Source organism: Variovorax sp. PBL-E5, assembly GCF_901827185.1.
GTDB lineage: Bacteria > Pseudomonadota > Gammaproteobacteria > Burkholderiales > Burkholderiaceae_C > Variovorax.
In genome coordinates, this window is sequence record NZ_LR594671.1 from 1801791 (window position 1) to 1822548 (window position 20758).

A 20758-nucleotide genomic window follows, 5' to 3' on the forward strand; every position below is an offset into this window, starting at 1 on the left:
ACGTGTTGGAACTCTGGATCCTGCTGGCCCTCGCGGCCCTGAATTTCATCCTCGTGGTCTGGCTGCTGCTGCGCAAGTCGCCGCCGCCCGATCATGCCGCGCTGATCGCCACGCTGGGCGCGGCCAACGAGCGCATCGAGCGCGAACTGCGCCACGAGATCAGCGAATCCTCGCGCGGCGCGCGGCAGGAGACGGCACAGGCCTTCTCGACCTTCCAGCAAGCGCTGGTGCAGCAGGGTGCCGAATCCACGCGCACGCAGAACGCGCAGATCGATGCCTTCGCGCAGCAGCTCACGTTGTTGCAGAAGACGCTCGCGGACACGCTCAGCACGCAGCTCCAGAGCCTGAGCGAATCCAATGCGCGCCGGCTCGCCGAGGTGCGCGCGACGATGGAGACCCAGCTCGCGCAGCTCCAGCAGAGCAACACCGCGAAGCTCGACGAGATGCGCAAGACGGTCGACGAGAAGCTCCAGAGCACGCTCGAGGCACGGCTGGGCGAGAGCTTCAAACAGGTGGCCGACCGGCTCGAGCAGGTGCACAAGGGCCTGGGCGAAATGCAGACGCTGGCCGTCGGCGTCGGGAGCCTGCAGCGCGTGCTGACCAACGTCAAGACGCGCGGCGTGTTCGGCGAAGTACAGTTGGAGGCCTTGCTCGAACAGGTGCTGACCATCGACCAGTACGCGCAACAAGTCGAGACCAAGCCGCGCAGCGGCCAACGCGTCGACTTCGCGATCCGCTTTCCCGGGCGCGGCGGCGATGGAGCGCCCGTCTGGCTGCCGATCGATGCCAAGTTTCCGCGCGACGATTACGAGCGCCTGCTCGATGCGCACGAGCGGGCCGATGCGCCGGCTGCCGAGCTCGCGGCCAAGGCGCTCGAGGCGCGCATCCGCAGCGAGGCCAGGTCCATCGCGGAGAACTACCTCGCCGCGCCGCACACCACCGATTTCGCGATCCTGTTCCTGCCGGTCGAAAGCCTCTATGCCGAGGTGCTGCGCCGTCCCGGCCTGATGGATGCGATCCAGCGCCAGCACCGCGTGACGCTCGCGGGGCCGACCACGCTGCTCGCCATGCTCAACAGCCTGCACATGGGCTTTCGCACGCTGGCGCTCGAACAGCAGGCCTCCGAGGTGTGGAAGGTGCTCGGCGCGGTCAAGACCGAGTTCGAGCGCTATGGCGAATGGGTGGCGCGGATCAAGGAGCAGGTGGCCAAGGCCTCCGACACACTCGACAAGGCCGACACCCGCGCCAAGCAGATGCGCCTTGCCTTGCGCAAGGTCGAGGCATTGCCCGAAGCGCAGACGCAAGCCCTGCTGCCGCCCGCCGACAGCGAGGACGACAGCACGCCGTGACCAATTCCTGCGCCGGCGACGAGACGACCCGGGCGGAGCACGCGCTTCGATGAATGCAGGCCTGCTTCGATTGATCGCCGCGCAGATCTGTCTGCATGCGGCGATGACGGGGACGCGGCTGGCCGCGCCGCTGCTGGCGCTTCGCGATGGCCATAGCGCTGCCGCGGTCGGCGTCCTGCTCTCGCTGTTCGCATTGACGCAGGTGTTCCTCGCCCTGCCGGCGGGTCGCTACACCGATCGGCACGGGCTGCGGCGGCCTTTGCTGATCGCCGTCGTCGCGGCCACGACCGGCGCAGCGATGGCGGCCTTGCTGCCGGTCTTCATCGTGCTCTGCGTGGCGGCGCTGCTGACGGGCGGCGCCACGGGCATTGCCGTGATCGCGCTGCAACGCCACGTCGGCCGCGCGGCGACCGATCCGACCCAGCTCAAGCAGGTGTTCAGCTGGCTGGCGATCGCGCCGGCCGCGGCCAATTTCGTCGGGCCGTTCGCCACCGGCCTCTTGATCGATCATGCGGGACGCAGCGAGGGCGACCTGATGGGCTATCGCGTCGCCTTCGGGATGTGCGCGCTGTTGCCGCTCGCGTGCTGGTGGCTCGCGCGCGGCACGTCGGAGCTGCCGCCGGTGCCGTCAACAGCCAGTGCCGCGCGGCCCCGTGCCTGGGACCTGCTGGCGCAACCGATGTTCAGGCGCCTGCTGTTCGTGAACTGGCTGCAGTCGGCGTCATGGGACGTGCATACCTTCGTGCTGCCGCTCCTCGGGCACGAGCGCGGATTGAGCGCCTCGATGATCGGCGGCATCCTCGGTGCATTCGCGGCGGCCGCTGCGGCGATCCGTGTCGTGTTGCCGGTGGTGGCTTCACGCTTCAGCGAACGCGCCGTGATCACCGCGTCGAACGTCATCACGGCGCTGGTGTTCGCTGCCTATCCGCTGATGACTTCGGCGCTCGGGATGGGCGTCTGCTCGGTGATGCTGGGCGTGGCGCTCGGTGCCGTGCAGCCGATGGTGATGAGCATGCTGCATCAGATCACGCCGCACGCGCGGCACGGCGAGGCGCTGGGCCTGCGCCTGATGACGCTCAATGCCTCCAGCGTCGCGACGCCGATGCTGTTCGGCGCGGGGGGCGCATTGATCGGCGTGGCCGGCATGTTCTGGATCGTCAGCGGCGTGGTGGCGCTCGGCACGCGCTCGGTATGGGGTCTCCAGGTCCCCGCCGCAGGGCATCAAAGCTTGTAGAAGCGTCTGATCGCGTCCCAGGCGTCCTGCGGCGCGTCCACGTACTCGATCAACTTCACGTCGCCGGGCGAGATCACGCCTTCCTCCGCCAGGAACTCGAAATTGATCGACTGCTTCCAGTAGTCCGAGCCGAAGAGCACGATCGGCACCGGCTTGGCCTTGCGGGTCTGAACCAGGGTGATCACCTCGAACAGCTCGTCGAGCGTTCCGAAGCCGCCCGGAAACGCGACCAGCGCCTTCGCCCGCATCATGAAGTGCATCTTGCGGATCGCGAAGTAGTGGAACTTGAAGCTGAGCGCCGGCGTGACGTACGGGTTGGCTTCTTCTTCCATCGGCAGCGCGATCGCGAGGCCGACCGACAGGCCGCCGCCTTCATAGGCACCGCGGTTGGCGGCCTGCATGATGCCGGGGCCGCCGCCGGTGCAGACGAAGAGCTTGTCCTGCGGCTCCTTGTCGTTGCTGTATTGCGCAACCATCCGGCCGAAGGCGCGCGCTTTCTCGTAGTAGTGAGAGTTGCGCGCCAGCTTGCGCCAGCGCTCCGCCGCGACGGTGTCGCCGGCCGCTTCGGCCTGGGCGATCAGCGCACCGGATTCCTCCTCGCTGCGAAAGCGCGCGCTGCCGAACACCACCACCGTGTTCTCGATGCCGTGCTCGCGCATCTCGATGTCCGGCTTCATCAGCTCGAGCTGCATGCGCAGCCCGCGCGTTTCGCGGCGCAGCAGGAACTCGGGATCGGCAAAGGCCAGACGCGAGGGATCCGGGTCGAGCGGCAGCCCCTTTTCGGAATGAGCCCGGAGCGTGGCCCAGGCGTCGGCAAGGCGCTTGTCGTGGAGATCGTGTGAGTTGTTGGGCATGATGAGGCGATGAACGGTGCTGGATTGTGCGCGCCGCAGCGTGCGCAAAAAAGGCTCCCGCAGGAGCCTCGTGGATCCGCCGGCGACGACGTTCAGACGCGCTTGCGGTACTCGCCAGTGCGGGTGTCGATCTCGATGCGGTCGCCCTGTGCCACGAAGAGCGGCACACCGACCTCGAAGCCGGTCGAGATCTTGGCCGGCTTCATGACCTTGCCCGAGGTGTCGCCCTTGACGGCCGGCTCGGTCCAGGTGATTTCGCGCTCGACGCTGGTCGGCAGTTCGACCGAAATGGCCTTGCCGTCGTAGAACACCACTTCGACCGGCATGCCGTCGTCGAGGTAGTTGAGCGCGTCGCCCATGTTCTCGGCCTCGACCTCGTACTGGTTGTATTCCGAGTCCATGCAGACGTACATAGGGTCGGCGAAGTAGGAATAGGTGCATTCCTTCTTCTCGAGCACGATCTGGTCGATCTTGTCGTCGGCCTTGAAAACCACTTCGGTGTTGAAGTTGGCGATCAGGCTCTTGAGCTTCATGCGCACGGTGGCGGAATTGCGGCCGCCGCGGCTGTATTCGGTCTTGAGGACGACCATCGGGTCCTTGCCGTGCATGATGACGTTGCCGGCGCGGATTTCTTGAGCGATTTTCATGATCAGGGTCTCTGGATGTTGGCCGCTCGGTGCGTCTTCGGGCCTGTTGGAGTTCAGGGCCCTTCGGCGCATTCACCGCGGCGGGTTCAGCGGAAGGTGCGGCCGGGGTCGACACTGACCACCGCCGGAAATCCGCAAAGCCCGCAATTTTAGCTTTTTTGGGCGACGAAGCGCCGCAACCGGGTCAAGAGATCGTCCTGGGCAAGCAGCCGCGCACGCGCTGCGAGGGCTGCGGCGCGCCACGAGGCCAGGGTTGCATCGTCGAGAAAGGGAAGGGTGCCCGCGCCCGTGCCGTTCCAGAGATGGTGGAAATCATGCAGCGAGCGGGGTGCCTGCGCCCAAGCCAGAAAGGCGTCGAGCTTCATGTGATGGGCGTCGTCGTCCTGGGGATAGATCTGCCAGACGAAGGGTGCGCCGGCCCAGAGCGCACGGACCAGCGAGTCTTCTCCGCGCACGAAATTCAGGTCGCAGGCCCAGAGCAGGCGGTCGTAATCCGTCTGCGGCAGATGAGGCAGCCATGAGATCGACAGCGCGCCGCGCCGCGCCGGCCCCGGCGGCAAGGCGGCGGCGGCACGTCCGGCGGTCACCAGCAGGCGCGTCGGCGACGCCGCTTGCTCGAACTGGGCGATCAGGTCCGACAGCGCGGCCGGTTCGTAGCAGAACAGGGAGACCAGGCGCTCGCCTTGCCACGCAATGCCTTGTTGCGCGAGCCACGCACCGCGGTCGAAGCGTCCGCGGCATGCGAGCAGGTCGGGTTCGCGCAGCAGGCCGCCCGTCGCGGCCGTGAAGCCCGGATAGAAGAAGTGCTTGGTCAGGCCGTCGCCCGGCCCCCGGAAGACCGGCGAAGGCAGGCCGTGAAGTCGTTCCACATAGGGCTCGGCCGACAGGTACTCCAGATTGATCCATCCGCGCTTCGTTGCGCCCTGGCGCGCGCCGGCGGCGTAGCGGGCAATGACCGGCGGGGCCGGCTCGCAGCCGAAGGCCTCGATCAGCACATCCGGCGCTGGCTGCGTGTCGGCATGCCGGTCGGCAGCTTCTTGCGTCCATGCGATCACGGTGACGCCTTCGAAACCCCGGGGCGCCATCCATGCCAGTGCCGAAGGATCGTCGATCCACAGCCTGACCGTCTCCCCCTGGGCTGCCAGCCCGCAGGCCAGCCGCCAGCAGACGCCGACATCGCCATGGTTGTCAATCACCTTGCAGAAAATGTCCCAGCGCATCGCGGGATACTCTACAGCCCCCATGGCCACAGACAGGACGATGTCCGAAACACATTCCGATCAACTGCTCAGCGAAGTCGCGGCACTGCCGCAATTGCCCGGCGTCTACCGCTATTTCGATGCGGCCGGCGCGGTGCTCTACGTGGGCAAGGCGCGCAACCTGCGAAAGCGCGTCGCGAACTATTTCCAGAAGAGCCATGCCGGCACGCGCATCGGCCACATGATCTCGAAGATCGCCCGCATGGAGACCACGGTGGTGCGCTCCGAAGCCGAGGCGCTGCTGCTCGAGAACAACCTGATCAAGTCGCTCAAGCCGCGCTACAACATCCTGTTTCGCGACGACAAGAGCTATCCGTATCTGAAGATCGCCTCGCACACGTTTCCGCGGCTCGCCTACTACCGCGGCGCGGTCGACCGCAAACACCGCTACTTCGGTCCTTACCCGAGCGCCTGGGCGGTGAAGGAATCGATCCAGCTGCTGCAGAAGGTCTTCAAGCTGCGCACGTGCGAGGACACGGTGTACAGCAACCGCACGCGGCCCTGCCTGCTCTACCAGATCAAGCGCTGCACTGCGCCCTGCGTGGACTACATCACGCGCGAGGCCTATGCGCAGGACGTGGCCAACGCGGAGGCCTTCCTGATGGGCGACACGCAGGCCGTGCTGACCCAGCTCGAGGCGCGCATGACGGCCCATGCAGAAAAGCTGGAGTTCGAGCAGGCGGCCGAGCTGCGCAACCAGATGTCGGCGCTGTCGCGCGTGCTCCATCAGCAGTCGATCGAGATCGCATCGGACAAGGACGTCGACATCCTCGCGGTCAAGGTGCAGGGCGGCAAGGCCTGCGTCAACCTGGCGATGGTCCGCGGCGGGCGGCACCTGGGCGACCGCGCCTACTTCCCGGTGCATGTCGAGGACGCCACGCAGATCCAGCAGGGCGAGTACGAGTCGGAGGGCGACGATCCGCTGCCGCTTTCCGATGCGGTCGAGGTGCAGGTGCTCGAGGCTTTCATCGCGCAGCACTACATCGACGTGCCCGTTCCCGCCACGCTGGTGCTGAGCGAACTGGTGAGCCGCGACCTGATCGCGGCCGTGTCGCAGCAGTCCGGCACGCGCATCACGGCCGTGTTCCAGCCGCACGAGCAGCGCCGGCATTGGCTCGAGATGGCGCTCACGAACGCCGGCCTGCAGCTCGCGCGCCTGCTCGCCGAGGAGGGTTCGCAGCAAGCACGCACCCGCGCGCTGGTCGATGCGCTCGAACTCGCGCCGGACGACCTGGACAACTTCCGCGTCGAATGTTTCGACATCTCGCACACCGCGGGCGAGGCGACGCAGGCCTCGTGCGTGGTGTTCGAACACCATGTCATGCAGAACCGCGAATACCGGCGCTACAACATCGACGGCATCACGCCGGGCGACGACTACGCCGCGATGCGGCAGGTGCTGCATCGCCGCTATGGCAAGCTGGCCGAAGCGATGGCAGCGGAGAGCGACGCCCCGACGGCCGGCGATGGCGGCGGTGCCGACGCGCGCCCGGGCACGCGGGCGGCGCAGATGCCCGACCTGGTGCTGGTCGATGGCGGCAAGGGACAGGTGTCGATGGCGCGCGAGGTGTTCAGCGAGCTGGGCCTGCCGCTGTCGCTGATCGTCGGCGTGGAAAAGGGCGAGGGGCGCAAGGTCGGCCTGGAAGAACTCGTGTTCGCCGATGGCCGCGAAAAAGTCTATCTGGGCCGCGACTCGGCCGCGCTGATGCTGGTCGCCCAGATCCGCGACGAGGCGCATCGCTTCGCGATCACCGGCATGCGCGCGAAACGGGCGAAGGTGCGGGTGGGCGGCAGCCAGCTCGAAGACATCCCGGGCATCGGCCCCAAGCGTCGGGCTCGTTTGCTGCAGCGCTTCGGCGGCATCCGCGGCGTCGCGGCCGCCAGCGTGGAAGACATCGCATCGGTCGAAGGCATCGCCGCAGACCTCGCCGAAGAAATCTACAAAGCCCTGCACTGACCCGGCCGGCGAAGCCAGGCCCCTTCGTGAAACACCGCGGAACCGGCTTCGCCGGTCCGCCGGTGTTGCCCCCGGCAGGGGGCGGGCGGCTACGCGAAGCGAGCAAGCCTGGGGGCGAGCCATATACACTCGTCGCGATGTTCTGGACTCTGCCGACGATCATGACCTGGACGCGCATCGTCGCGATTCCGCTGATCGTGGGCGTTTTTTACCTGCCGCTGTCCGAGCCGACGCGCAACCTCATCGCGACGGTGATGTTCATCGTGTTCGCGATGACCGATTGGCTCGACGGCTTTCTCGCGCGCAAGCTCAACCAGACCTCGGCCTTCGGTGCCTTTCTGGACCCCGTCGCCGACAAGTTCCTGGTGTGCGCGTCGCTGCTGGTCCTGGTGCACCTGAACCGCGCCGACGTGTTCGTGGCGCTGATCATCATCGGCCGCGAGATCGCGATCTCGGCGCTGCGCGAATGGATGGCCCAGATCGGCGCCGGCAAGAGCGTGGCGGTGCACATGCTCGGCAAGGTCAAGACGGTGGTGCAGATGGTCGCGATCCCGTTCCTGCTCTTCAACGGCCTGCTGTTCGGTGTGATCGACACCGGCGCCTGGGGGCGGTGGCTGATCTGGATCTCCGCCGTGCTCACGGTCTGGTCGATGGTCTATTACCTGCAAAAGGCCATTCCCGAAATCCGGGCCCGCGCGAAATGACGGGAGCGGCCGGCCGGTCGGGCTGGTTGCGTGCGATGCCGGTGGTGTTCGTGTTCATCTGGAGCACGGGCTTCGTGGTGGCGCGTTTCGGCATGCCCTATGCGCCGCCGCTCAAGTTCCTGGCGGTGCGCTACGCGCTGTCAGTGATCTGCTTCCTCGTCTGGGTGCGCGTTGCGCGTGTCGCATGGCCGGTCCGGCGCGCGCAGTGGGCGCATCTGGCGGTTACCGGCGTCCTGATGCAGGCGGGTTATCTTGGGGGTGTCTGGGCGGCCGTGCGGGCAGGCATGGGCTCGGGTCTCACGGCGCTGCTGGTCGGAATCCAGCCGGTGCTCACGGCCATCTGGTTGTCGATGCGCGGCGGCTCGATCACGCGCCGGCAGTGGGCCGGCCTGATACTCGGCTTCGCCGGCCTGGTGCTGGTGGTCTTTCGCAAGCTGGGCCAGGGCACGGAGGTCAGCGCGCTGACCATGGGGCTTGCGCTGATGGCCCTTTTCTCCATCACGATCGGCACGCTGTACCAGAAGCGCTTCGTCGCGCCTTGCGATGTTCGCAGCGCCAGCGCGGTTCAGCTCAGCGCGGCGCTGCTCGTCACGCTGCCCTTCGCCGCGCTGGAAACCGACGCCATTCAATGGAACCTGTCCTCAGGCGGCGCGATGGCGTGGTCGGTGCTGGGGTTGTCGCTGGGCGGCAGCTCGCTGCTCTACATCCTCATCCAGCGCGGGACCGCCACCGCGGTCACGAGCCTGCTCTACCTGGTGCCGCCGTGCACCGCGGTCATGGCCTGGGTGCTGTTCGGGGAGCCGATCACCGCCATGACGGTGGCCGGCATCGCGACGACGGCTGTCGGCGTGAGCCTGGTGGTGCGCGGCGAGCGCTGAGGCCGGCGAGCCGTCATCGGTGCGCGGGTCACAAGCCGCCGCTATATTCGAGTGAAAGGCGCAGCGCGGGACTTCGGCGCACGCGCCCCTTTCTTCCATGAGACACCAAAGGATCGAGCCATGAGCACCCAGCGCATCGCAGTCATCGCCGGCGACGGCATCGGCAAGGAAACCATGCCCGAAGGCCTGCGGGTCCTCGATGCCGCGGCCCGCAAATTCGGCATCGACCTGAAGTTCGACCACTTCGGTTTTTCGAGCTGGGACTACTGCGAGAAGCACGGCAAGATGCTGCCCGACGACTGGAAAGACCAGATCGGCGGCCACGACGCCATCTACTTCGGCGCCGTCGGCTGGCCCGAGAAGATCGCGGACCACGTGTCGCTCTGGGGCTCGCTGCTGCTGTTTCGCCGCGAGTTCGACCAGTACATCAACCTGCGGCCCGCGCGCCTGATGCCCGGCATCGTGGCGCCGGTAGTGCGGCGCGACGGCACGCCGCGGCAGCCCGGCGAGATCGACATGTACATCGTGCGCGAGAACACCGAAGGCGAATATTCGAGCATCGGCGGGCGCATGTACGAAGGCACCGCGCGCGAGATCGTGGTGCAGGAAACCGTGATGTCCCGCGTGGGCGTCGATCGGGTGCTCAAGTTCGCCTTCGAGCTCGCCCAATCGCGGCCCAAGAAGCATCTGACCAGCGCGACCAAGTCCAACGGCATCTCGATCACCATGCCGTACTGGGACGAGCGCGTGGCGCAGATGGCCAAGAGCTATCCGGGCGTCAGGCTGGACAAGTTCCATATCGACATCCTCACCGCGCACTTCGTGCAGCGGCCCGATTTCTTCGACGTGGTGGTGGCGAGCAACCTGTTCGGCGACATCCTGTCCGACCTGGGGCCTGCCTGCACCGGCACCATCGGCATCGCACCGAGCGCGAATCTCAATCCCGAGCGCACGACGCCTTCGCTGTTCGAGCCGGTGCACGGGTCGGCGCCGGACATCGCGGGCAAGGGCATCGCCAATCCGATCGGCCAGATCTGGTGCGGCGCGATGATGCTGGAGTTCCTCGGCCACAAGGCTGCGCACGATGCAATCCTGGCGGCGATCGAGAAGGTCCTGGCGCCGGGAAGCGGCGCGCCGCGCACGCCGGACATCGGTGGAAGCGCAAGCACGGCCGATCTGGGCCAGGCCATCGCACAGGCGCTCTGAAACACCTGCTGAAAATCGCCCTTAAAATCGCGGTCCCCGCTGCGTCGCGCGCTGAGTGTCGTATTGACACCCCGTAGGCCAGTGGTTGTAATCCTTGTCGGCAGTGCGCTGCCGGCGCGTCAGAACTGCCACCCTTTCTTCCTTCATCACGCCCGTGGCGTCGTCATGGGCTGGCATTGCTTCTGACGAAACCGATCAACAATTTTTCCTGCAAGGGGTCCTTGTGAACAAAACCGAACTGATTGAGCACATCGCAAAAAACGCCGACATCTCCAAAGCCGCTGCCACGCGCGCACTCGAATCGACCATCGGCGCCATTCGTACCACGCTCAAAAAGGGCGGCTCCGTGTCGCTCGTCGGCTTCGGCACTTTCGCAGTGGGCAAACGGGCCGCTCGCACGGGGCGCAATCCGCGCACCGGCGACGCGATTAAAATCAAGGCAGCCAAGATTCCCAAGTTCCGTCCCGGCAAGGCGTTGAAAGACGCGTTGAACTGAGACATCGTTTTCCCGGTGGGGTGCTTAGCTCAGCTGGTAGAGCGGCGCCCTTACAAGGCGTAGGTCGGGGGTTCGAACCCCTCAGCACCCACCATCCGATGCAAAGGCGAACGAAGTGTTCGCCTTTTTTGTTGCTGTCCAGGCATCCGTCACAGAGAGTGTTCAAGCATGTTTGATTCCTTCCGCAAGTACAACAAGATCGTCATGGTGTTCTTGTTCTTGCTGATCATTCCGTCGTTCGTGCTGTTCGGCGTCGATCGGTATCAACAGGGTGGCGGCAGCGGCGAGAAGGTCGCCCGCGTGGCTGGCGACGACATCACGCGGCCGGAATGGGACGCGCAGCACCGCAACGAGGTGGACCGGATTCGGCAGCAGGCACCCAATGTCGACCCGGCCCTGCTCGATTCGGATGCGGCGCGCTACGCGACGCTGGAGCGCATGGTGCGCGACCGCGTTCTCTCGGCCGCGGCCTCGAAATCGAACATGACCGTCTCCGAGGAGCGGCTCTCGCGCTTGTTCGCCGAAGACGCGGGGCTGGCCTCCTTCCGCACGCCCGACGGCAAGTTCGATCGCGAACGCTTCATGCAGGTTACCGGCCGCACGCCCGAGCAGTACGAAGCGTCCGTGCGCGCCGAACTGGCCACGCAGCAGGTGCTGCTCGGCATCTCCGGCACCGCCTTTGCCACGTCCGCGCAGGCGGCCGCCGCGCTGAACGCGTTCTACGACCGGCGCGAGGTGCAGGTGGCGCGTTTCAATCCGGCCGACTTCACGGCCAAGGTCAGCGTCAGCGACGCCGACCTCGAGAGCTACTACAAGGCCCACGCCGCCCAGTTCCAGGTGCCCGAGCAAGCCAACATCGAGTACCTGCTGCTGGACCTCGATGCAGCCAAGAAGAACATCGCCGTCAACGAGGCCGATCTCAAGACCTACTACGACCAGAATATGGCCCGCTTCGGCACCAAGGAGGAACGGCGCGCCAGCCACATCCTCATCAGCGCACCCGCCGGGGCGCCGGCCGCCGAGCGCGAGAAGGCGCGCGCGAAGGCGCAACAACTGCTGGCCGAAGTTCGCAAGGCGCCCAATACTTTCGCCGAGGTCGCACGCAAGAACTCGCAGGATCCCGGGTCGGCGGAGAAGGGCGGCGATCTCGATTTCGTGACGCGCGGCGCCATGGTCAAGCCGTTCGAGGACGTCCTGTTCGCGCTCAAGAAGGGCGAGATCAGCGATGTCGTCGAGACCGAGTTCGGCTATCACATCATCCAGCTCAACGACATCAAGCCGGCCGTGGTTCCGCCGTTCGACAAGGTGCGCGCCACCATCGAGAACGAGCTGCGCAGTCAGCAGGCAACACAGGAATTCGCCAAGGCAGCCGAGAGCTTCACCGACATCGTCTATCAGCAGCCCGACAGCCTGAAGCCGGCGGCGGACAAGCTCAAGCTGACCATCCAGACCGCGAGCCAGGTCGGACGTACACCGGCGCCTGGCGCGACGGGCGTGCTGGGGAGCCGCAACTTCCTGAGCGCGCTCTATGCTGCCGATTCGCTCGAACGCAAGCACAACACCGAAGCCATCGAAATCGGGCCGAACCAGCTCGTCTCGGGACGCATCACGAAATACGCGCCCGCGCGCTCGTTGCCGTTCGACGAGGTCAAGGACAAGGTCCGGACCCTGGTGGTCGCTGAACGTGCCGCGGCGCTTGCCAGGACCGAAGGCGAGGCCAGGCTTGCAGCCTGGCGTTCCGATGCCGCCGGCGCCACCTTCGCGGCGCCGATCACCGTGTCGCGTCTGGAGACGCAATCCCAGCCCGCGCCCGTGATCGAAGCCGCCTTGCGTGCCGACATCGCCAAGCTGCCTGCCTTCATCGGCGTCGATCTGGGCGCTCAGGGATATGCTGTCGTGCGCGTCAACAAGTCCGTGCCCCGCACGCCGCCCGCGACCGAGGAAGCGCACCACGAGAACGAGCAGTTTGCGCAGGCGGTGGCCTCGGCAGAGAACGCGGCCTACTACGACGTGTTGAAGGACAGGTTCAAGGCTCAGATTCTGGTGCCGAGGCCCGCAGATACACCTGCCACCGCGGAACGCTAGTTTTTTGACGCTACAATTGCGAACTCTGCGGTGGCTGTAGCTCAGCTGGTAGAGTCCCAGATTGTGATTCTGGTCGTCGTGGGTTCGAGTCCCATCAGCCACCCCAAATCTTCTTGATAAAAGCGCCGACCGTCTGGTCGGCGCTTTTTTGTTTGCGGCGCTTGCGGCAATTGGGATTTGAATTAGAATTTTGACTTTCCAATTCGGAGGATTTGCATCGATGGCCTCGACCCTTGCAGATATCAATTCCCAGATCAAGAAGCACGACGAGCAGATTGCACAATTGCGCAAGCAAGCCGAAGAACTGCGCAACCAAGAACGCGCGGGCATCATCGAGGAGCTGCGCAAAAAAGTTGCCGAATATGGATTGACCGCCGCCGATCTGAAGCTCACCCCGCGTGCAGGCAAACGCGGTTCAGGCGCTGCGGCCCCCAAGTCCGCCGCAAAATACCGCTCGCCCAATGGCGAAACCTGGTCGGGCGGGCGTGGGCGCAAACCGCGCTGGATCACCGAGGCACTCGCCGCTGGAAAATCGCTGGCGGACTTCGAGATCAAGTAGTTCCCGCACCGCCGAACATGAAAAAGCCCGCGCGAGCGGGCTTTTTCGTTGCGGCTGCTCGCAGGGTCTTCAGTTCACCATGACCAGCTTGCCCTTGACGCCACGCGAGCCGAGGCGCTCGTAGGCGGCCTTCAAGGCTGCCATGGGCATCGTCCGGTCGATCACGGGCTTGATCTTTCCCTGGCCGTACCATCTTGCCAATTCGGCCATCATCTGCGCATTGGCTTTGGGCTCGCGCTTGGCGAAATCACCCCAGAACACGCCCACTACCGATGCGCCTTTGAGCAGCATCAAATTCAATGGCAGCGATGGAATCGGGCCGGCAGCGAAGCCGACGACGAGATAGCGGCCCCGCCAGCCGATCGAGCGGAACGCGGGCTCGGCGAATTCGCCGCCCACCGGATCGTAGATGACGTCGGGGCCTTTGCCGTTCGTTGCCGACTTGATGGCTTCGCGAAATCCGTTGGGCAACGCGTTCGTGGTGTAGTTGATGGCGAGGTCGGCGCCAATGGATTTGCAGAGCTCGCATTTCTCATCGGTCGACGCTGCGGCAATGACTTTGGCGCCTGCGGCCTTTGCGATCTGAATTGCCGCGGTGCCGACGCCACCTGCCGCGCCGAGTATCAAGACGGTTTCGCCGGACTTGAGTTGCGCCCTGTCCATCAATGCATGCCAAGAGGTCCCGTAAATCATGATGAACGCCGCCGCGTCGACATACCCGAAGCCCTCGGGCAGCGGCATGCACAGCGCAGCAGGCGCCAGCGTGTGGGTGGCGAAGCCTCCGGTGCCCGAAAGACAGGCGATGTTCTGTCCGAGGTGCAGGTGGGTGACCCCTTCGCCGACGGCGGCGACCACGCCCGCGTATTCCGATCCGGGCACGAAGGGCAGCGGCGGCTTGATCTGGTATTTGTTCTGGACGATCAGCAGGTCAGGAAAATTCAGGCTCGCAGCCTTGATGTCGATCAACACCTGGCCAGGGCCGGGCACCGGGGTCGGCAGTTCTTTCCAGGTCAGCGCTTCGACGCCGGTCGGGTTCTCGCAGAGCCATGCGTGCATGCTCGTCTCTCCTTTTGAGGTGGGTCTTGAGGACAATAAACAAGGGTCATGATAGGCGGCGGCGCAAGGTGGCTGTTGTCCCTGTCGTGACGCACCCGGCGCCTACAATCGCGCGCACTCAAAGACGACATGAAGATACTTATTTCGAATGACGATGGTTTCCAGGCTCCGGGCGTCGTCGCGCTGCACGATGCGTTGAAGGAGATCGCGGAAGTCGAGGTGGTCGCTCCCGAGCACAACAACAGCGCGAAGTCGAACGCGCTCACCTTGTCCGCACCGCTCTATGTCCATACCGCGCACAACGGGTTCCGCTATGTGACCGGCACGCCGGCCGATTGCGTTCACATCGCGCTCAAGGGCCTGCTCGACTACAGGCCCGACCTCGTGGTCTCGGGCATCAACAACGGCGCGAACATGGGCGACGACACGATCTACTCGGGCACCGTCGGCGCCGCCATGGAGGCCTATCTCTTCGGCATTCCGGCCATCGCTTTCTCGCAGATCGAGAAAGGTTGGGCGCACGTCGATGCGGCAGCGCAGGTCGCGCGCAGGCTGGTCGAGCAGATCGAACGCGAACGCATGCTCGAAGGCTCGCCGTTCCTGCTCAACGTCAACGTGCCGAACCGGCCGTTCGACGAACTCAAGCCCGTCAAGGTCTGCAGACTCGGGCGCCGTCATGCGGCCGAGAAGGTCATCACGCAGGACAGCCCGCGCGGCGAGACGATGTACTGGATCGCCGGTGCGGGCGGCGCGAAGGACAGCGGCGAGGGCACGGATTTCCATGCCACCGCGGCAGGCCATGTCGCGTTGACGCCCTTGCAGATCGACCTGACCGACCATGCGAGCCTCGGACAATGGCGCGAGACGATCGCACGTTTTTCCGAGCCGTCCTGACATGGCAAGTCAGCGCCCTGGATTCCCCGTCCGACTGACGCCGACCGCGGCTGCGGCAACGCAGGGTCGCAGACCTGCGGTGCCTGCCAAGCCGATGGTCCACGATGCGCCTTCGATGGCCTCGAACGCCGTGCGGGCTCGCATGGTTCAGCGACTCGCGGCGCAAGGGATCACCGATGGGCGTGTGCTGCGTGCGATGGGCACTGTCGAACGCCACCGTTTCGTCGACAGCGCGCTCGTGAATCAGGCCTATGAAGACACCAGCCTGCCGATCGGACTGGGCCAGACCATTTCCAAGCCGAACGTGGTGGCGCGCATGATCGAACTGCTGCTTGGAGCGCCGGCATTGGCGAACAAATCTGGCGATCGCCTGGGCCGGGTGCTCGAGATCGGCACCGGTTGCGGTTATCAGGCGGCGGTACTGAGCCATGTGGCGACCGAGGTCTACAGCATCGAGCGGCTGCGCGGACTGCACGAGAAGGCACGGGCCAATCTTCGTGCGTTCCGGCTGGCGACCGTTCACTTGCTGCTGGGCGATGGCATGGTGGGCTATCCGAAGGGCGCGCCCTATGCGGCAATCATTGCCGCGGCAGGCGGCGAGTCCGTGCCGGAAGCGTGGATCGCGCAGCTGGCGGTAGGGGGTCGGATCGTGGCGCCGACGCAATCGGCGACGGGCGGACAGGCCTTGGTCGTGATAGACAAAACCGCACGCGGACTGGAGCGCCGCATTCTTGAGGCGGTTCACTTTGTCCCCCTAAAATCGGGAATTGCTTGAAGGACGAACACATGCAGGGTATTGGCAATCGGAGCTGGCTTGCCGGCGTCACGCTGGTTATTTCGCTCGTGATTGCGGGGTGCGCCGCGGACCGCGGCCCCGCACCGGTCGAAGACCGCGGGACCATGACACGCGCACCCGCTGTCAACCTCGGCGCCAATGGGCCGGGCGTTCCGCCCATCACCACGGACGCATCCGGCAAGCCGCTTCCGGGCATCGAGAACTACGGCAAGCCGGGCTACTACGCCGTGCGTCCGGGCGACACCATTCGCCGCATCGGCACGGAAACCAATCAGAATTGGCGCGACATCGCCAAGTGGAACAATCTCGACAACCCCGACCTGATCGAAGTCGGCCAGGTTCTGCGCGTGATTCCGCCGGTCGGCGCCGCCGAGGCCGCCGCCGTCGCAACCCGGCCCGGTACGCCGGCCAGCGCCGCGCCCATCGCAAGTGCGGCTTCCGCGCCGGCAGTGGTGGCCTCGGCCTCCGCAGTGAAGCCGGCCACGCCGCCCGTCAGCACTGCGCCGCCCGCGGCTGCTTCCGGCGACGAGGACGTGGGTTGGATCTGGCCTGCACAAGGCGCGTTGATCGCCGGCTTCGATGAAGCGAAGAACAAGGGCCTGGACATCGGCGGCAAGGCCGGCGACCCCGTGCTTGCCGCAGCCGACGGACGGGTCGTCTATGCGGGCGCCGGCCTGCGCGGCTATGGCAACCTGATCATCCTCAAGCACAACAACACCTACCTCACGGCCTATGCGCACAACCGCACGCTGCTGGTGAAGGAAGACCAGTCGGTGCAAAAGGGCCAGAAGATCGCAGAGATGGGCAGCAGCGACGCCGACCGCGTGAAGCTGCATTTCGAGATACGCCGTCAGGGCAAGCCGGTCGATCCGGCGCGCTACCTGCCCGCGCGTTAGCGCCATGACCAACGCTCGCCCTCATCGCACCCCGGTCGTGCGGCGAAAGGCGGGCAACGGCAGCGTGGCGGACTTCGGGCCTGCCACTCCGGCCTTTCCTTCCGACCACGTTGCAGATCGGCCGGACGACGAGGTCGCTCGCGAAGATCCTCGCGACGCTGCACTGCAGGACCTGGGCAGCGAGGGCGGCGATTCGTTGACGGTCTATCTGCGCGAGATCCGGCGCACGCAGCTGTTCACGCCCGACCAGGAATATCAAACCGCCTGCGCGGCGCGCAACGGCGATTTCGCAGCGCGTCAATCGATGATCGAGCACAACCTGCGGCTCGTCGTCAACATCGCGAAGGCATATCTTGGCCGGGGCGTGCCGCTGCAGGATCTGATCGAGGAAGGCAATCTGGGCCTGATGCATGCGATCAACAAGTTCGAGCCCGAGCGCGGATTCCGCTTCTCGACCTACGCGACGTGGTGGATTCGGCAGTCGATCGAGCGTGCCGCGATGATGCAGGCGCGGGCGATCCGTTTGCCCGTTCACGTGGTGCGCGAACTGCAGCAGGTGATACGGGCGCGTCGATCGCTCGAGGGGGATGCGGAATTCATCGCCCGACGGCCTGACGGCGTGAGGGTCGAGGACGTTGCGGCGCTGTTGGGTCGCGAGGTGCGGGAGGTCGCCGAGCTCATGGCGCTCGCAGAGGCTCCGCGCTCGCTCGACACGGCCAGCGAGCGAGGCGACGACAGCTTCACGCTCGCCGACACCGTGGCCTCGGAGGACGAGGCGGGCGACCCGACCGGTGTGACCCAGACGCACGAAGTCGAAAAACTTCTGAACCAATGGATCCATGCCTTGACCGAGCGTGAGCGCGAAGTGCTCGAAGGCCGCTATGGCTTGCACGATCGCGATCCGGAGACGCTCGAGGTCTTGAGCACACGTCTCGGCCTCACGCGGGAGCGCGTGCGGCAGATCCAGAACGAAGCGCTTGCCAAGATGCGGCGCCAACTCGTGCGCGCGGGCGTACGGCGCGACGCACTCCTTTAGCGCTGGGGTCGGTCAGGGCTTGCCGCCCTGAGACAATCCGTGCATGACGGATTCGACTGAGAAGAAGGAAGCGCAGAGCCTGCGCAATGAATGGCTGCACGTCGAGTCGCTCGATCTCGACGCGCAGGGCGTGGCGCACAAGGCCGACGGCATGGTCGTCTTCATCGAGGGCGCTCTGCCGTTCGAGGACGTGCAGTTCAACGTGCATCGCAAGAAGAACAATTGGGAGCAGGGGACGGTAACTGCGATTGCTCGCGAGTCGTCACAGCGCGTGCGGCCGGGTTGTCCGCATTTCGGCTTGCACACCGGCGCCTGCGGCGGTTGCAAGATGCAGCATCTCGATCCGGCAGCGCAAGTCGCGGTGAAGCAGCGCGCGCTGGAGGACAACCTGTGGCACCTCGGCAAGGTGCGGCCGGAGAACATGATGCGGCCTCTCGAGGGGCCGACCTGGCACTATCGCTATCGCGCGCGCCTGTCGGTGCGCCACGTGGTGAAGAAAGGCACGGTGCTGATCGGGTTTCACGAGAGGAAGAGCCGCTATCTTGCAGACATGAAGGTGTGTCCGGTCTTGCCGGCGCAGGTCAGCGACATGCTCATGCCGCTGCGCGAGCTCATCGGATCAATGGACGCGCGCGATACCTGCCCGCAGATCGAGCTGGCCTGCGGCGATGCGCCGGGCGGCGCGGCGCTCGGGGTGATCGCGTTGGTGTTGCGGCATCTGGCGCCGCTGTCAGTCGCGGACGTGGATCGGCTCAAGGCCTTCGCGGTGCAGCACGTGGGAGTCCAGTGGTGGCTGCAGGCGAAGGGGCCCGAGACGGTCAAGCTGCTCGAACACGGCAAGCCGACGCTTTCCTACGAACTGCCGGAGTTCGGCATTACGATGCCCTTCAAGCCGACCGATTTCACGCAGGTCAATCCGCACATCAATCGTGCGCTGGTGAGCCGCGCGTTGCGCCTGCTCGATGTGCAACCCGACGAGCGGGTCATCGACTGGTTCTGCGGTCTCGGCAATTTCACGCTGCCGCTCGCGAGCCGCGCGCGCGAAGTGCTGGGCATCGAAGGCAGCGACACGCTGGTGATGCGGGCAGCGGACAACTTCGAGCGCAATCGCGCCGCCGCAGCAGGTCGGCCTGCACTGGCTGCGACTAGCTTCGTCGCGCGCAACCTGTTCGAGATGACGCCCGCGATGCTCGTGGCCGATGGGGCTGCCGACAAGTGGCTGGTCGATCCGCCGCGTGAAGGCGCGTTTGCCTTGGCCAAGGCGCTCGCCGATCTGCACCAGCAGACCGAAGCTCATCCGGGCAATTGGGTGCCACCGAAGCGGATCGTCTATGTGAGCTGCAACCCCTCGACGCTGGCACGCGATGCCGGGCTGCTGGTGCACCAGGCCGGCTATCGATGTACCTTTGCAGGGGTGGTCAACATGTTCCCGCACACGGCGCACGTGGAATCGATCGCGGTATTCGAGCGCGCATGAAAAAGGGCCCGAAGGCCCTTTCCCATCGACGCGCAAAAGCGCTCAGTCTCGTTCGCCGCCAAAGATGCCGAGCAATGCCAGAAGACTCTGGAACACATTGAAGAGGTCCAGATACAAAGCCAGTGTGGCGCTGATGTAGTTGGTCTCGCCGCCGTCCATGATCTGCTTCAGGTCGTAGAGCATGAACGCGGAGAAGATGCCGATCGCCGCGACCGAGATGGCCAGCATGCCTGCGCTCGAGCCGACGAAGATGTTGATGATCGCGCCGAACATCAACACCATTGCGCCGACGAAGAGCCACTTGCCCATGCCGGACAGATCACGCTTGATCACCGTTGCGACGGAGGCCATCACGAAGAACACCCCCGCGGTGCCGCCGAATGCGGTCATGATCAACTCGGGGCCGTTCTTGAAGCCGAGCACCATCGCGATCAGGCGCGACAGCATGACGCCCATGAAGAAGGTGAAGGCAAGCAGGATCGGTACGCCGGCGGCCGAATTCTTCGTCTTCTCGATCGCGAACATGAAGCCGAAGGCGCCAACCATGAACACCATGAGCCCGAGTCCCCCGGTCAGCGAGCGGGTGACGCCGGTGGCCACCCCGAACCAGGCGCCCAGCACGGTGGGCAGCAGGCTCAGCGCCAGCAGCCAGTAGGTATTGCGCAGAACGCGCTGGCGCTCTGCCTGCGGCAGCGTCTGGCCATAGCCGACGGAGGTGTCGAGGGTGTTGACGCGGTCGTTCATTGCCGAAACTCCTGGTGGTTGCTGCAATGCTGCAGTTGCGGGCATTCTAGGATGCTGCAAGGGCTTGCCGCGACGAAAGACCCGCATTCGCATGTTCCTAAAGCTAAAGACCGTAGGGCTTCATGCGGGATGTGGGCGCTATGCTTGCAGGTTGCGCAACTTTCTGACCAAGACCATGAAGACCAAATCATTCCTCGAACTCGCTGATGTCAAGACGATCGCCGCAGCGGCGGAGGCCGAAGCCCAGAAGAACAATTGGGCAGTGACGATCGCGATCGCCGACGACGCGGGCAACCTGCTGTGGTTGCAGCGGCTGGACGGGGCCGCGGCGCTTTCGTCTCATATCGCCCCTGCCAAGGCCCATACCGCGGCGATGGGTCGGCGTGACAGCAAGGGCTATGAAGACATCATCAATGGCGGCCGCACTGCATTCCTGACGGTGCCCGGCATCGAGGGGCTGCTGGAAGGCGGCGTGCCGATCGTCAAGGACGGCCATGTGATCGGCGCTGTCGGCGTCAGTGGCGTCAAGTCGAACGAAGACGCGCAGATCGCCAAGGCAGGAATCGCCGCGCTCGGTCTCTGATCGCGCGACGTTTCCAACGCAAACGCCGACCCGAGGGTCGGCGTTTTG

At 65.4% G+C, this 20758-nt stretch carries 20 protein-coding genes and 2 tRNA genes; 17 read left to right on the top strand and 5 right to left on the bottom strand.

All coding sequences use genetic code 11. The features are described from left to right. Positions 1-5 precede the first annotated feature (5 nt). Both WDLP6_RS08820 and WDLP6_RS08825 read left to right on the top strand, forming a co-directional pair. On the top strand, positions 6-1349 hold the full coding sequence (locus tag WDLP6_RS08820) for a DNA recombination protein RmuC (protein WP_162566666.1): 1344 nt from the start codon (positions 6-8) through the stop codon (positions 1347-1349). 49 nt (positions 1350-1398) lie between these two features. Further along, positions 1399-2583 carry an MFS transporter gene (locus tag WDLP6_RS08825; RefSeq protein ID WP_162566667.1) on the top strand — a complete coding sequence of 395 codons (1185 nt, stop codon included), beginning with the start codon at positions 1399-1401 and terminating at the stop codon, positions 2581-2583. Here the strand turns inward: WDLP6_RS08825 and WDLP6_RS08830 are convergent. From WDLP6_RS08830 to earP, 3 genes are all read right to left on the bottom strand, one after another. Next, positions 2571-3437, bottom strand: a complete 867-nt coding sequence (locus tag WDLP6_RS08830) for a TIGR00730 family Rossman fold protein (RefSeq protein WP_162566668.1) — start codon at positions 3435-3437, stop codon at positions 2571-2573. The genes WDLP6_RS08825 and WDLP6_RS08830 overlap by 13 nt on opposite strands. Before the next feature lie 92 nt (positions 3438-3529). Beyond that, positions 3530-4084, bottom strand: coding sequence for an elongation factor P (gene efp / locus WDLP6_RS08835; RefSeq protein ID WP_162566669.1), 555 nt, complete (start codon positions 4082-4084; stop codon positions 3530-3532). Between the two features lie 149 nt (positions 4085-4233). Continuing rightward, positions 4234-5304, bottom strand: coding sequence for an elongation factor P maturation arginine rhamnosyltransferase EarP (gene earP / locus WDLP6_RS08840; protein ID WP_162592030.1), 1071 nt, complete (start codon positions 5302-5304; stop codon positions 4234-4236). Between the two features lie 40 nt (positions 5305-5344). Here earP and uvrC point away from each other — a divergent pair, with 40 nt between their 5' ends. The 9 genes from uvrC to WDLP6_RS08885 all read left to right on the top strand — a co-directional run bounded on the left by uvrC (position 5345) and on the right by WDLP6_RS08885 (position 13228). After that, positions 5345-7300 (top strand): excinuclease ABC subunit UvrC, encoded by a 1956-nt coding sequence (gene uvrC, locus WDLP6_RS08845; RefSeq protein WP_162592031.1) that lies wholly within the window; start codon positions 5345-5347, stop codon positions 7298-7300. A gap of 137 nt (positions 7301-7437) precedes the next feature. Then, entirely contained in the window at positions 7438-8004 is a 567-nt protein-coding gene (gene pgsA, locus WDLP6_RS08850) for a CDP-diacylglycerol--glycerol-3-phosphate 3-phosphatidyltransferase (protein WP_162566672.1), read from the top strand. Next, complete coding sequence (locus WDLP6_RS08855; protein ID WP_162592032.1) at positions 8001-8882, top strand: DMT family transporter; 882 nt, start codon at positions 8001-8003, stop codon at positions 8880-8882. Before pgsA ends, WDLP6_RS08855 begins: the two co-directional genes overlap by 4 nt. 120 nt (positions 8883-9002) lie before the next feature. Beyond that, positions 9003-10088, top strand: a complete 1086-nt coding sequence (locus WDLP6_RS08860; RefSeq protein ID WP_162592033.1) for a tartrate dehydrogenase — start codon at positions 9003-9005, stop codon at positions 10086-10088. A gap of 223 nt (positions 10089-10311) precedes the next feature. Beyond that, entirely contained in the window at positions 10312-10584 is a 273-nt protein-coding gene (locus tag WDLP6_RS08865; protein ID WP_007830705.1) for an HU family DNA-binding protein, read from the top strand. Positions 10585-10602: 18 nt separating this feature from the next. Beyond that, positions 10603-10678, top strand: a tRNA-Val gene (locus WDLP6_RS08870). 74 nt (positions 10679-10752) lie between these two features. Next, the gene (locus WDLP6_RS08875) at positions 10753-12669 is read left to right on the top strand and encodes a SurA N-terminal domain-containing protein (RefSeq protein ID WP_162592034.1); all 1917 of its coding nucleotides are present in this window, start codon (positions 10753-10755) and stop codon (positions 12667-12669) included. A 30-nt stretch (positions 12670-12699) separates the two neighbouring features. Next, positions 12700-12775, top strand: a tRNA-His gene (locus WDLP6_RS08880). A gap of 114 nt (positions 12776-12889) precedes the next feature. Next, positions 12890-13228, top strand: coding sequence for an H-NS histone family protein (locus tag WDLP6_RS08885; protein WP_162566676.1), 339 nt, complete (start codon positions 12890-12892; stop codon positions 13226-13228). A 69-nt stretch (positions 13229-13297) separates the two neighbouring features. Here the strand turns inward: WDLP6_RS08885 and WDLP6_RS08890 are convergent, their stop codons facing one another. Further along, the gene (locus tag WDLP6_RS08890; RefSeq protein WP_162592035.1) at positions 13298-14284 is read right to left on the bottom strand and encodes an NADPH:quinone oxidoreductase family protein; all 987 of its coding nucleotides are present in this window, start codon (positions 14282-14284) and stop codon (positions 13298-13300) included. Positions 14285-14413: 129 nt separating this feature from the next. On the opposite strand from WDLP6_RS08890, the gene surE reads away from it, so the two are divergent. From surE to rlmD, 5 genes are read left to right on the top strand one after another with little or no spacing between them, the layout of a single operon-like run. After that, the gene (gene surE / locus WDLP6_RS08895; RefSeq protein ID WP_162592036.1) at positions 14414-15178 is read left to right on the top strand and encodes a 5'/3'-nucleotidase SurE; all 765 of its coding nucleotides are present in this window, start codon (positions 14414-14416) and stop codon (positions 15176-15178) included. A gap of 1 nt (position 15179) precedes the next feature. Then, entirely contained in the window at positions 15180-15953 is a 774-nt protein-coding gene (locus WDLP6_RS08900; RefSeq protein WP_162592037.1) for a protein-L-isoaspartate(D-aspartate) O-methyltransferase, read from the top strand. An 11-nt stretch (positions 15954-15964) separates the two neighbouring features. Further along, complete coding sequence (locus WDLP6_RS08905; protein ID WP_162595024.1) at positions 15965-16870, top strand: peptidoglycan DD-metalloendopeptidase family protein; 906 nt, start codon at positions 15965-15967, stop codon at positions 16868-16870. 4 nt (positions 16871-16874) lie between these two features. Beyond that, positions 16875-17906, top strand: a complete 1032-nt coding sequence (locus WDLP6_RS08910; RefSeq protein ID WP_162592038.1) for a sigma-70 family RNA polymerase sigma factor — start codon at positions 16875-16877, stop codon at positions 17904-17906. A gap of 43 nt (positions 17907-17949) precedes the next feature. After that, positions 17950-19383, top strand: coding sequence for a 23S rRNA (uracil(1939)-C(5))-methyltransferase RlmD (gene rlmD / locus WDLP6_RS08915; protein ID WP_162592039.1), 1434 nt, complete (start codon positions 17950-17952; stop codon positions 19381-19383). Between the two features lie 42 nt (positions 19384-19425). Here the strand turns inward: rlmD and WDLP6_RS08920 are convergent, their stop codons facing one another. After that, entirely contained in the window at positions 19426-20127 is a 702-nt protein-coding gene (locus WDLP6_RS08920) for a Bax inhibitor-1/YccA family protein (protein WP_162592040.1), read from the bottom strand. Between the two features lie 175 nt (positions 20128-20302). On the opposite strand from WDLP6_RS08920, the gene WDLP6_RS08925 reads away from it, so the two are divergent. Continuing rightward, positions 20303-20710, top strand: a complete 408-nt coding sequence (locus WDLP6_RS08925; protein WP_162570397.1) for a GlcG/HbpS family heme-binding protein — start codon at positions 20303-20305, stop codon at positions 20708-20710. Positions 20711-20758: the final 48 nt, after the last annotated feature.